This is a genomic window from Streptomyces sp. NPDC059477, assembly GCF_042749375.1.
Taxonomy (GTDB): Bacteria; Actinomycetota; Actinomycetes; order Streptomycetales; family Streptomycetaceae; genus Streptomyces.
Genome location: NZ_JBHYUG010000047.1, coordinates 52,301 through 65,445 on the forward strand (window position 1 = coordinate 52,301; position 13,145 = coordinate 65,445).

The 13,145-nt window shown below is 71.3% G+C and carries 6 protein-coding genes and 1 pseudogene; 3 read left to right on the plus strand and 4 right to left on the minus strand.

What is annotated here, in order from left to right; all coding sequences use genetic code 11:
• The 3 genes and pseudogenes from ACFXAZ_RS23195 to ACFXAZ_RS23205 all read left to right on the plus strand — a co-directional run.
• Nucleotides 1-249, plus strand: a pseudogene (locus tag ACFXAZ_RS23195) (hypothetical protein); the annotation flags it as partial.
• Nucleotides 250-333: 84 nt separating this feature from the next.
• Complete coding sequence (locus tag ACFXAZ_RS23200; RefSeq protein ID WP_384594396.1) at nucleotides 334-3,318, plus strand: hypothetical protein; 2,985 nt, start codon at nucleotides 334-336, stop codon at nucleotides 3,316-3,318.
• 16 nt (nucleotides 3,319-3,334) lie between these two features.
• On the plus strand, nucleotides 3,335-6,064 hold the full coding sequence (locus tag ACFXAZ_RS23205; RefSeq protein ID WP_384594379.1) for a pPIWI_RE module domain-containing protein: 2,730 nt from the start codon (nucleotides 3,335-3,337) through the stop codon (nucleotides 6,062-6,064).
• A gap of 67 nt (nucleotides 6,065-6,131) precedes the next feature.
• Here ACFXAZ_RS23205 and ACFXAZ_RS23210 read toward each other — a convergent pair whose 3' ends face one another.
• The 4 genes from ACFXAZ_RS23210 to ACFXAZ_RS23225 form a co-directional block, all read right to left on the minus strand.
• Nucleotides 6,132-7,013, minus strand: a complete 882-nt coding sequence (locus ACFXAZ_RS23210) for a geranyl diphosphate 2-C-methyltransferase (protein ID WP_384594382.1) — start codon at nucleotides 7,011-7,013, stop codon at nucleotides 6,132-6,134.
• A 54-nt stretch (nucleotides 7,014-7,067) separates the two neighbouring features.
• Nucleotides 7,068-8,123 carry a family 2 encapsulin nanocompartment cargo protein terpene cyclase gene (locus ACFXAZ_RS23215; RefSeq protein ID WP_384594385.1) on the minus strand — a complete coding sequence of 352 codons (1,056 nt, stop codon included), beginning with the start codon at nucleotides 8,121-8,123 and terminating at the stop codon, nucleotides 7,068-7,070.
• 14 nt (nucleotides 8,124-8,137) lie between these two features.
• Entirely contained in the window at nucleotides 8,138-9,574 is a 1,437-nt protein-coding gene (locus tag ACFXAZ_RS23220; protein WP_384594388.1) for a family 2B encapsulin nanocompartment shell protein, read from the minus strand.
• A 531-nt stretch (nucleotides 9,575-10,105) separates the two neighbouring features.
• Nucleotides 10,106-13,145: ALF repeat-containing protein (locus tag ACFXAZ_RS23225; RefSeq protein WP_384594391.1), on the minus strand; the 3,040-nt coding region annotated here is incomplete at its 5' end.

The following is a 13,145-nucleotide window of genomic DNA, read 5'->3' on the forward strand; positions in this document are numbered from 1 at the left end:
AGCTCCCCGCGCCGTCCCCCCCCCCCCGCGTCCCCTCCCACGCCCCCTCACCCGCCCCCCGCGCGCCCGCGCGCCCCCCGCGGGGGGGGGCCCCGCCACCGCTGGCGGACGTACGAACAGCTGCTGCGGGAGGCTCCGGCGTTCGCGGGGGGATCGCCGGTCTTCGCAAAGGCGGGCCGGCACGCCTTTCCGATCGGAAGGTACCTGGCCACCGTCCAACTGCCCGAACACACTGCCCAACCACCGGCGGGTCACGACCTCGCGGCGCTGCCGGAGAACAAGGGACGGCCACTGCGCTTCGAGTGGAAGGACCTGAAGGCTACGGCGGCCTTCATGGACTCGGTGAAATCACAGGACTGGGCCGGACGTCTGGAGAGGATCCGGGTATTCGTCCGCGGGGCCAGCGGGTTCGAGCGCACGGATGTCTTCGAGGTGGCCCGGATCCAGCACCTTCTCGGAATCGTCGGTGCCGGCAAGAGCACGCTGCGCGATGTGCTGGCGGTGTACCTGGCAAGGCGGGGCCGGCGGGTGACCGTTGTCGTCGGTGATGTTGCCGAGCAGCTCAAACTGGTCGAGCTGTACAACACGTATGCGCCGGGCAGCGCCGCGCCCGTGCTGGGGGCGGCCGGGCGTGAGCAGCACGCCGAACGGCTGCACCGACGGCTGGCGGGCCGAGGCGAGCGCAATCTCCTGGCCCATACCGACGCCGGGTTCGCCTATCTGAGTACGTCCTGTGCCCTGAACGCCCTGCGAGGTACGGATACCCAGTCCGCCGACTCCCTGCTGCGCTACGGCGAGGCACCGTGCACCCGGCTGCAACCCCCGCGGCAGCGCGGCGACTACCCGGACGACCCGTGGGCGCGATGGCGCAGGCTGGTCTGTCCGTTCTGGACCGATTGCCCGCGCCATCACAGCGCGCGTGAGCTGGTCGACGCGGCCGTCTGGGTCGCCACGCCACCGAGCCTGGTCGACTCCAAGGTGCCCCAACCGCAGAACCGCGAGAGCATCCGCTATCTCGAACTCGCCTGCCGACGCAGCGACCTGGTGATCGTCGACGAGGCGGACCGGGTCCAGATGCAGCTCGACCGGATGTTCGCCCCCGGCATTCCACTCCTCGGCGGTGGCCCGGACACCCGGTCGTTCCTCGACGAGGTCAACCAGCACCGCATCCGGGAACTGGCGGGCGCCGGCCGGATCCAGCTGTCCGACCGGGACGTGGAGAACTGGTCGGCCGCCGTCAACACCACGCAGGCCTCGGCCGACCGGCTGGTCGGCATGCTGGTGAGCGAATTCGATCTGCGGAACTGGGTCAAGACCGGCTACTTCAGCGCCGGGCGGCTTCAGCAACGGCTGTTGGAGGAGCGGTACCCGCTGCCCGAGGACCGGGAGGGCACGCAGCCCGAGACCCCGGCACATCCCGTCGGGCATCTTCACAAGGAGCAACGGCGACACCTTGACGAGGTTCTGGACGCCTTCCGGGACAACCCGTTCGGTGATCGCCATCCGGCCACCGAGATCGGTGGTGAACTCACGGGCCTGATGGGTGAACTGCTCCACACCACCTACCGCGAACGCACTCGCGAGCGCCTCCGGGAGGTGCTCTGCAAACTGTTCGACCTGAACGGGTTCCTGGCACCGGGCGACAAGGGCCGCGAGTGCTACGCGGCATTCCGCTCCTATGCGGAGAAGTGCGCGGAGCCGAATCCGGAAGACTCGGCCAAACGCCCCGCATCGGCCAAGGCCCGGACGTCGGCGAAGAAGGGCACCTCGGCGAAGAACCGATTGCCAAGTCCCTGGCCGGAAGATCCGGAGGACTGGGTCGAGCTGCTGATGACCCGCTTCGAGTTCGCCCTGCTGCTCAGCGCCCTGGAACCCAAGCTCGCCCTCACCAACGCCATGTGGCCGCGGGTCGCCTCCGCGCTCAACCTGGGTTTCAACGAGATGTACCGCAGGCCGCCGGACTACGGTCCCATGGTGCCCGAGGCGCCCATGGGCAATGTGATCGGTTTCCAGTTCCTGCTGGAGGGCGGTCCGGACCGTGGCGGAGCCCGTACCGGGGAACTGCGGTTCTTCCGATGCAGCGGACTCGGCCGCGAACTGCTCCGGGCCATGCCCGACCTGCCCACGGTCGACGGACGTCCGGGTACGAACGTCCTGCTGATGTCCGGCAGCAGCTGGGCCGGCTCCTCCAGCCGCTACCACATTCCCGTGGACATCGGCGTGATCATCGAGCCCGACCCGGAGGAACTGGAGAGGATCGCCGAACAGAGCGCCTTCCGCTTCGAGTTCATCCGCTACGACTGTGACTGCCGGGCCGCGTGCCAATGCCATGAGCACGCCGAGGCCCAACGGCTCTCCGGGGAACCGCTCGACCAACGGGCGGACATCCTGCGCCGGATGGTCTCTGCTCTCGGCGACAACGAATCGGGAAGCAGCCGCCTCGGTCAGGAACTCACTGAGCTTCCCGAGAACCGCCGGCACATCCTGCTGCTCGTCGGCAGCTACGAAGAGGCCAAGATCGTGGCCGACACCCTCCACACCCTCAACACACGCTGGCAGGGCAGGGTGTCCCGACTGGTGTCCGACGACGATCCCGACGCCGGCGGCGGGGCGGACGAGGACGAGTACCACGCGCCCGTGCTGCGGCGCGGGGACGTGGAGACCCTGGCCACCACCAGGGCCGAGATCCTGGTGGCTCCCCTGCTGGCGGTGGAGCGCGGACACAACATCCTCGACCTCGACCGCCGGCACGCGGCGATCGGTTCGATCTACTTCCTCGCCCGGCCCAATCCCCGTCCCGACGACCTCGGGCTCGCCGTGCACGCGATCAACGACTGGATCGTACGCAAGCGCGACAGCGGTGAGTTCGCCACGTGGGTGCGGGGGGAGGCCACCTTGGGCCTCGGCGCCCGCAAGGTCAGGGACCTCGCCCGGTCCGAATGGACCCGGGTGCTCGCCCGGAGCATGGCATGGAGATCGCTGGGCACCGACCGGGAGCGGGTGACCTGGGATCTCCTGGTCCTGATCTGGCAGGTGATCGGCCGCTCCGTACGGGGTGCCGTGCCCACCCGGGTCGCCTTCGTCGACGCGGCGTTCGCGCCCCGCCTCGCCACCGGCCACTCCACAGGCGAAGCGGACGACCCGAAGACCAGTCTCCTGCACAGCATCCACGCGGTGCTCGGGCCCTACTTCACCCCCGGCACCGATGTGCCCGCTGACGACCGGCACATCGTCACCGCGCTCTACCGCCCTCTGTGGACCGCCCTCGACCGCTGCCTCGCCCCCTACCTCCCACCGGCCGCGTCGAAGGCCGGCTGACCGAAGGAGATTCACCATGTACGAACTGATCAGGACCTGCGCATACGAGCCCGATCCGACCTCGGGCCCATGGACCGAGCGGTACCGGGTCATCGACTTCCCGTCGGAGTGGCGCACCGCATTCATGGACCTCTACCGGCGCCGGTGGCCGCGCAGGGATCAACAACCGCTCGGCCTGCCGGTCAAACGCCTCAACGCCCTGCTGCGCTCCACCGCACCGGGACTGGTGGCCACCGGCCGGGGGGCGGGAAGCAGCTCGGAGGTCCCCTGGTTCTATGCCACGGAGGAGATGCCCGCGGAGCTGGTCGCCCCGCTGCTGGCATCCTGGGTGATGACCCTGCCACCCGATACCGACCCCGATCCGGGGCGGGCGGCCGAGCACCACGCGGCTCTGGACGGGGCGCTGGCGCTGATCGACCAGCACAGCCCGCGGTGGCGCCATGAGTCCGTGGACCTGGCCGCCGCCGAGCTCTCCGCGGGGGGCACCGCGCGGCCCGACCGGCGCCTCTACCACCTCCTCCCGGAGTGGGTGGGCGCCAAGCTGGCGGCCCGCCCGCTCCGCCTCGACGGCATCGACCTCTCCTTCCGCCAGGTCACCCGGGACCAAGGAGTGGAACTGGTGAGCTGGCCGCCACGGCAGTACGTCCGTGGCAAGCGCACTTGGTACTACTCGGCGCTGGTGACCGTCACCGTGCAGACGGTTCCGTTCACGGAACGCTTCCGGGTGCATGTGTCGTACGGGATTCGGCGGTGGGAGACCGGGGCGCCGGTGCGGCTGCCCGAGGGGCAGGGTGCGACCGTCCTGCTCGATGCGCCGCTGCCCTGGCCCGGTGCCCAGGCGCCGCGTTCTCGTCTGGCCGTGAACTCGCTCGCCGTCGACCGTGGTCTGGGCACGCTGTCCTGGACCCGGCAGAGTCTGGTCGAGGTGCTTCCGCAGCTGGACATTCTGCGTGCCTACCCCAAGCCGAGCGAGCTGGTCGCCGAAGCGGCCACATGGCTGGGCGGCCGTGACGGGGTGGCCGCGGGCATCGTGCACAGCACGGCGATGGACGACCACCGCGTCGGCGCCGGGCTCATGCCGCTCGAACGCTCATTGCTCGACCGGTGGGTCGAGGACGCGCTCCGCCCCTTCCTGCGCAGAGTGCCTGATTACGGACGCGCCCATCACAAGCGCCGGCCGGTGCTGCTCCCCACTTCCCCGCCGAAGGACCCGCAGCAGCGCGAGCAGCGCGCACAGGAGCGGGTACTGGCCCGGCGGGCCGCGGTGCGGGCGGCTCTCGACGGGCAGCCCCTGCGGGTGGATGTGCTCTGGCAGACGGAGGAGACCAGGGACGCGCTGGTCGACGCCCTGTGCTCATGGCTGGGGCTCCCGGCCGACACGGGCATCGCGGACGGGGCGGACGAGCCGGATCGAACAGACAAGGAATACGAGTGGCGGTTCGGGGATTTGCGAGTGAATGTGCGAGTCCGTTCGCTGGAGAGCCTGGGAGCGCCCCTGGAGATCATCCGCAGGTCAGGATGGTCACGAGCACAGGTGCTGGCCGACGCCGTGCGTGAGCGGGGCGCGCGGATCGCGGAGGGGCTCGGTCCAGCGGGCGGGACGTTCGGTCTGGCTCTGGTGGAGACGCTGGGTCCCGGACGGTTTCGCCGGCGGCCCGATGCCGATCCGAAGGCGGCGCTTCGGCTCGGGTGCGCGGAGGCCGATCGGGTGAGCCAGTTCATCGTCGTTCCCGAGGACGCCGAGGGACCGCTGGCCATTCGGGCCGGCTCCGCGGTGGCCGACGGGATGCGCCAGCTCGGTGCCGTGGTCCCACCGGAACAGCAACTCGACGAGAAGCTCCCCGACGACCTCCAGTATCTGGCCCTCTGGCATGTCCGGCGGCAGGTCAGCGGGCCGACCCGGAAGGCGGCCGAGCGCTTGGTCGCCCTGCGGATCCGGCCGGGCGACGCGGTGCACCCCGTACGAGGGTGGGACGACGCCCGTAAGGAATGGGTCCCCTACCCTCGGCTCCTGATCACCTTCGCCACTGACTCGGCACTGGTCGATCCCCGGCCCGGTCCGGTCGTCCGTGCCGCCGGGGAGCAATCCGACGAGGTGGAACGGCAGATCCGCTCGCTGCTCTTCCAGGTACGCGATCGACCGACCTTGGTGTTGGCGAACAGTGGCAACCTCCGTGCGGCATGGCCCGGACTGAGCAACGGCGACGTGGTCAAGGACATGATCACCTTCCGTGGTGAGGAGCCCGTGCGGCTCGCGCTGCACGGTGCGGACCTGCGGATGGTGCTGGTGCGGGACACCAACAGCCGTGACGAGACGCCTCAGTGGTACGCGCCCGCCGACGGCGACGACGAGCCCCCCGGATTTTCGGCGGGCCTGTGGGCGGCCCACGACGCGGACCCGGACGACCGTGTCTTCCTGAGCACCGTCGGAAAGCCGGCGAGCGCCGGTGCCGTCCGCCGTGACCTGCGGAAGCTGGTTCCCGACAAGGACTGGCCGCACGCCCCCGCCGCGCGTGCTTGGAATCCGCAGGCCTTGGAACTCACCGTGGTGGGCTGCTTGTCCAAGGGCGCCCTGGCAGCCGCCGGACGTGCCGGCACCTCCGCCGATCGGCCGTCCGTGGTGGCCGCGGCCACTCACCAGTTGCGCTTCCACGACGAGTACGACCCGCTCTCCCGCCCCCTCCCGCTGCACCTGGGAAAGCGCTCCGAGGAATACGTTCTGCCCCTCGCGTCGCCGCCGGTCTGAACAGAGTGAGCGGGAGCCCGTGACCCCGGCTCCCGCTCTCCCTCGTGCCCTACCGGCACACCACCCCTCAGACCCGATCAGCCACAATCAGCAAATACTGAAAGCTGCCGTTCATGTACGCGTCCAAGAACGCGTCCTCGATGCCGGTGACCAGGTGGTCGGCCTCTTTGCGGAGTTGCCAGTACGGGAGGGTCGCCTGGGTCAGGTCCTCCACGTGGACCGGGACCAGGCGGTTGGCGGCCATCGCCCGGAAGTACTCCGACCTGGGGTGGATGTCGCAGATGTAGTGCGCGTTGATCAGGGACACCTCGCGCGAGGCCCGGCCGTAGGTGTCGTTGTAGCAGCCGGTGATGGTGACGTAGCGGCCACCTCGGCGGAGCAGGCGGGCGTGTTCGGCGAAGAGGAGTTCCAGTTCGACGTACATCGTGGACTCGTTGTTCCAGGATGCCGCGTACGCGCCCGATGTGAAGCCGGTGTCCAGCATGTTGCGGTGGTGGTAACGCACCTTGTCGTCGACGCCCCGTTTACGGGCCATCTCGTTGGCGAAGTCGCACTGTTTGGCGGAGATGGTGACGCCGTCGGCGTGGCAGCCGTGGAGCAGGTTCGCCACGATGCTGCCGCCGCCCCGGCCGCAGCCGGCGTCGAAGACGCGGTCGGTGGGGTCCAGGGGGCCCAGGTGGCCGGCCAGGAGTTCGGCCTGCGCGTGTTCCAGGCGGTGCAGTTCGCCGGTGATCCGCTGCTTGCGCAGGTCCGGGTCGGGCTCGTCCAGGACCGACCGGTCGGCCGCGCCTATGCCGTAGTGGTGGTGGTACAGGTCGTCGATCTTGCCGAGTTCCAGATTGACCGGATTCTTTTCGGTGTTCCAGTAGTCCGCGACGCGCGTCTGATAGATGGACTGGGTCGGGATCTGGACCTGGACGGAGGTGGTTCCGTCGGGGGCAGTGGTCAAGAATTGCTCCTCTGGACACATGTGACGGACGGTAGTCCCGTTGACTCGCCGGGACTACCAGTAGTCGGGCAGGTGGTAGCGGTTGGTGTTGGTGGCGTGCCACTCGTGGTTGCCGGACACCCAGGCCGCCAGGCCCTGGGCGTAGCGTCCGACGACGGGAGACGTGGCGGACAAGGCCGCCGACTCCTCCTCGAACGCGTCCATGATCCGGTTGTGGATCTCGACGGACTTCAGATAGGCCGCCTTCAGGCCATGTCCGTCGTTGGCCGCGACCACTTGCGGCAGATTGAGGTGGTCCGGGTCGCTCGCCAGCTCCTTGGTGAAGGAGTACAGGTCGTTCACGATCGTCGTGGCGTTGCAGGCCAGCGCGGTGATCCGCTGGATCTCGGGGCGGGCGTAGACCGGCTCGGGCAGCTCGTAGCCGTCCACGGCGTCGACCAGCGCCAGACACGGGCGGAAGTTGTTGAACTGCCGCATCACCAGGTACTCCCAGATCCGCGGCATGTAGCGGGTCTCCATCCAGGCGGCCTCGCCCAGATAGCCCAGGTGCAGACGAGCGATGTCATGGACGAAACGATTTACCTGACTGGGGGTGGCGAAACCCGCGTACTCCGTCAGAGCGTGGTGGTACGAGCGCAGCGGGCCGTCCGCCTGGATGCCCTCGCGCCACTCGGCCTGCACCTCCGGGACGCCGTGGTACGGGTCGATCGCGGACTGGGCGATGATCAGCGGGCCGCCCAGGCCCCGGCGCGATCCGCCCCGGCCCTCGTCCTCCTCGCAGTAGCAGGAGTCCACCAGGTTCTCGGCCAGCAGGAGCTGACCCGCCACCGTGAGACGGTCCAGGTCCAGGGCGCCGGGGTGCTGGAGGACGACCGCCCGGCCGAACTGGAAGCCGGAGAAGTCGCCCGTCCAGTGTTCCGGGAACAGGTCCAGGGCGCGGGCCCAGGTCTCCAGGCGGCGGTCGATCTCGGCGGCCTTCTCCGGGTCGGCGGGGACCGCCGGGCGGTGGCGCAGGCCCGGGACCACGCCGGTACGACGGGTCCCCCGCCGCAGGCTTCGGGCGATGCTCGGCGGGCCGGGCAGCGTGTAAACAGGGGTGGTGGTGTTCATGTCGGGCTCCTGGCTCAGTCCGCGGTCCGGCCGAGCTGGACGTGTTCCAGGATTCCCGCCGCGTCGGGGACGAGGATGGCCAGGGAGTAGTAGGCGGTGACCAGGTAGTTGATGACGGCCTGCTCGTTGATGCCCATGAAGCGAACGTTGAGGCCCGGCTGGAACTCCTCCGGGATACCGGTCGGGTAGAGGCCGACGACGCCCTGGTCCGCCTCCCCGGTGCGCAGGGCGATGATGCTGGTGGTGTGGTCGTCGCCGATCGGGATCTTGCCGCAGGGCAGGACGGGGACTCCGCGCCAGGCCGGGACCTCGTGGCCGTCGAGCGTCGCCGTGCCGGGGACCAGGCCGCGCCGGTTGCACTGCCGGAAGAAGGCCGCGATGGCCTTCGGGTGGGCGAGGAACACCTTGGTCTTGCGGCGCATGGCGAGGAGTTCGTCCATGTCGTCGGGGGTCGGCGGACCGGTGAAGGTGCTGATGCGCTGGCCGTAGTCGACGTTGTGGAGGAGGCCGAACTCGCGGTTGTTGACCAGTTCCCACTCCTGGCGCTCGCGGATCTCCTCGACCGTCAGGCGCAGCTGTTGCTGGGTCTGGTCCATGGGGTCGTTGTAGAGGTCGGCGACGCGGGTGTGCACGCGCACCACGGTCTGGGTGAGGGACAGTTCGTATTCGCGGGGGTGGAGTTCGTAGTCGACGAAGCCGCCGTGGATCGTCGGCTCGCCAAAGTGGCCCGCCTGCACGGGGACCTCGGCCTCGCCCTTGCGGTTCATCGGCCTGCGCTGGCGCTCCACGTACGCCTGGAGGTGCGCGGCGAGTGACGGTGCCCGCTCCGTGATCTGCTGGATGGCGGTCCAGGGCGCCGTGAGGACCACGCCCGCGGTGTCGGCCCGTACCGAGGACAGCCACAGCGGGTCGGGCCGGCCGGCCGCCTCGTCGCCCAGTTGGTCACCGGCGGCGACGACCCCGATGATCTCCTGCTCGCCGTACTTGCCGCTGGTGTAGCGGGTGAACCGGCCGTGAACGATCAGGTAGGTCTCCGTCACCGGCTGGCCCGCCTCGAACAGCACCTCCCCGGCGCGTACCTCACGGGGGCGGAAGCGGCCCGCCAGTTCGCGCAGGACGTCGGTGTCGGGGTAGCCGCGCAGCACGGGGAGTTCGGTCAGGGTCTCCGGGACGACCCGGATGTCGTCCGCGCCGTTGTGCTCGAAGTGCACCCGGCCGCGTCCGGTGCGCAGTTGCAGCCGCCGGTTGACGCGGTAGGCGCCGCCCTTGACGTCCACCCACGGCAGCGACTTCAGCAGCCATCGGGAGGTGATGGCCTGCATCTGTGGTGCGGACTTGGTGGTGGTGGTGAGCTGGCGGGCCGCCTGGGTGCTCAGGCTGGTCGGCTGCCGGCCAGGGTCGGGGGCGGGTTCTTCGACGACGGAACCGGTGGCGCTGTCCGGTGTGGACACTTTCCCTCCAGCGGGCGGAACAGGGGTGACGGGAGTGGCCGGTGGTGAGCCGGCCGGTGCGCTGCGGTACGAAGCCAAACAGGCGGAACGATCATCGGGAAAGGCGCGAAGGGGGTCGCTTCGCGCGCGAGTTGCGTAAACACGCTCCCGGAGTCAAACCACCGGCGTGCGGCGGCGCCCGCGCTGCTGTTTCACTCCCCGCTCGGGTTTCACGCCCCCCTCTCACCCCTGTGGGTGACCTGGCCGCCGTGAGGGAGGTCGCCGGGCGGGCGGCGGGCTACCGTCACTCGAACAGGCGAGCTGAGCCGCGCTCGCCTCAATCCGTCGACATCGCGCCGCAGCCCGAGACCCGCGCCTCGGGGTGCAGCGGGCCCGGCCACCACCGCGCGGGCCCGGCCACCATCGGACGCGCGAGTGGAGCCGACCCACGGGCGAGTCGAGCCGACGCCCGGACACACGGCCCCGGCGCCCGGCAACCGACGCACAGCACCCGGCACCCGGCACCCCGCCACCGCCACCCGCCACCCTGTGTCAGAACAGCGACGAAAGACTGCTGGTCACCGACGACACCAGCTCCCTCCCCTCCTCCGCGATCTCCCGCACCACGGGAGCCACCCGGTCGGCGATGGGGGCCAGTCGCTGGGCGCCGCCCGTGAAGCGGCCCAGGGGCGCGCCGACAGCTGACCAGATGAACTCGCTGCTGGTGAAGCCGTACTCGATGCCGGTGAAGAGGCTGCTCAGGGCGCCCGCGCCCAGGGAGACGTAGCCGAAGAAGGCCGCGGCGGGCAGGCCCACGACGGCGAACGGGGGGAAGACGAGGCTGGCGGCGCCGAGTCCGAGGGCGACCAGGCCCGCGCCGACGCTGACATAGCCGAAGGCGTCGGCCCACCAGCCGGCGTCCGACCACCAGTCCTCGTTGCCGGAGGAACTGGAGCCGTTCTCATTGACGTCGTCGTGGGTCTCGCCGTCGGCCGGGTCGGTGCCGTCGGCCCGGTCCTGCTCGGCCTGCCGGGCGGCCTCGTCGGCGGCCTGCTGCCGTTCGATCTCGCGCTTCTGGACGGCGATGGCGCGGGCCTCGCTGGCCGCGGCGGCGGCCGTGCGCGCGTCCTGGCCCGCGGCGAGCGCCGACTGGCGGGCACTGGTCGCTGACGCCTGGGCGCTGTAGGAGGAGTTCAGGGCCGAGCGGGCGGCGTCGATCGCCTTGTTCGCGGAATAGTTGGCCGAGCGGGACGCCCCGCGTGCCGTGGCCGCCGCTGCCGCCGCCCGGTCCGCCGAGGTTCGCGCGTCGGCGGCGGACTTGTCGGCGGCGTCCGCGTTCTGCTTCGCCTGGTCGGCGTACTGGCCCGCGCGCGCCGCCGAGTCCAACGCCTTGTCGGCCCACTCCTGCGCCTCGGCGGCGGCCTCGCGGGCCTCCGCCGCCGCCTTCGAGGCGAGGGCCGCGTTCTGCTGAGCCGTGTGGGCGATCTTGGCCGCGGCGGCGATGGCCCCCTGGATCGCCGCCGCGTGGGTGGCGAGGTCGTGGTCGAGCTGGGCCGACACGTACTGCACGCGCTGGACGAAGTTCCGGCGCATCCACGTCGGCCCCTCCAGGGCGACCTCCGCGTACGCCTTGGTGTAGGCGCCTCCCTTGGACACCGAGGTCGCGGTGTCGACGGCGTCGTCCTCCCGGACGGCGGCCGGGTACGTACGGTCGAAGAAGTCCTGCAACGCCTCCGGGGTGTTGGCGTCGAGGGCGTCGTTGGCCGCCTTGGTGACGGCCCGGCCGGGCTGCTGTCCCAGGATGCGGGAGATCTGCACCCGGTTGTCGTCCTGCGCGGCCCGGATCACCCCGGAGGTAAGAAAGTCGCCGACCACGGCGGCACTGCCGCTGGCCAGCGCCGCGCGCGCCGCCTGTGCGATGACGGGGTTGGATATCTGGGCGATGTAGAGCGTGCTCTCCCGGTCGTCCTGGTGCTGGGCGAGGACCCGGTCGAGGTCGACCCAGCTCAGTACGTCGTTGTCGCTGCCGGACAGCGCGAACTGGGCGGCGGACCGGGTCCAGGCGCCCTGGGCGGCGAGCAGCGCGGTGGCGGCCTGGCGGCCCAGGGTGGTGGCGAGTGGTAGGTCACCCGCGGTCCACAGGGCCTCCTCGGCGGCGGCGATCAGGGCCTTGAGCGCCTGTTCGGTGCGCGCGTCCTGGGTGCGTTTGTTCTCGTACTCCGCCAGTTGCTCCGCCTCGACACCGGCGAGCAGCCGGGCCTCGTCCATGCCCTGGAGCTTCTCCTGTTCCAGGCGGGCGAGTTCGGCTTCGCGGGCCGCGTCGGCCACCGCCAGGGCGTCGGTCACGGCCTTGGTCGCGGTGTCGGCGGCCTTCACGGCCTGGGCGGCGTGCGCGGTGGAACGGTTGGCGTAGTCGATGGCCTGACCGGCGTACTTCACGGCCTCGTCGGCGGCGTCGGCGGCCTTCTCCGCGTGGTCGGCGGCGGAGTTGGCGGCGTCGCGCGCGGTGCGGGCGGCGGTCGCGGCCGTGCCCGCGAGGGCCTGGGCGGTGGAGGCGGCGTTGGTGGCCCGGTTGGCGGCGGCGGTCGCGATGCCGGCCTGGCGCTTCGCCTCCGCCGCCTGTGCCTGCGCGGCGCCCGCCGAAGCCGCGGCCTGCGCGGAGGCGGTGGCGGCGGCAGCGGCGTTGCGGGCCGCCGAGGCCGCCGAGGCACCGGCGTTCGCGGCCTGCGCGGAGGCGGTCGCCGCGTAGTCGGCCGCGGAGGCCGCGGAGCGGGCCCTGGCTGCGGAGTTGCGGGCAGCGACCGCGGCGTTCTTGGCCTCCTCGGTCTTTCCGGCGTCCTTGGAGGCGGCGATGGCGGCTTGGTAGGCGCGGGACGCGGCGGCTCCGGCGGCCGAGGCGGCCTGGGAGGCGGCGGTGGCCGCCCAGGAGGCGCGGCGGGCAGCGGTGACAGCGGCGTTGGAGGCGTTGATGGCGTTGCGGGCGGCGTCCGCCGCGCCCTCGGCGGCACTGGCGGCCTTGTTCGCCGCCGCCGCCGACTTCTGCACGTCGTCCTGCGCGGCGGCGGCCTCGGCGGCAGCCCGCTCGGCGGCTTCCCTCGCCTGCTGGGCGGCGGTCTGGGCCCGTTCGGACGCCTCGACGGCCGCGTCGGTCTCGGCCTGGGCACGCTTGCCCTCCCGCTCGACGACGGCGACGAGTTCCTCGATGGTCGCCGCCTCCTGGTCACGGGCGCGGGCGATGTGCTGCCCGGTGTCCAGGAACCACTGGACGTCGTCCGTGGTGCCGCCCAGCGCGCGGTCGGCGTACTTGCGCACCTCGGGGCCGACCTTGAAGAGCATGGCCGACACCTCGACCCGGGCGTCCTCCAGCCGGGCGGCGTACTGGCCGGTCGTCAGGAAGTCCTCCAGCGCCTGCCGGTCGCCCGCGTCCATGGCGGCGGTCGCCTCCCGGCGGACCGCTTTCCCGCCGGTGGCCGACAGGGTGGCGGTCGCCACACCCAGATCCTCCAGCAGGGCGGGCGCGTACCCGTCGGCGAGGAACGCGGCGATGGCGCTGTCCCCCCCCCCCACGGCGGCCGCCGCCCCCCCGCGCCAG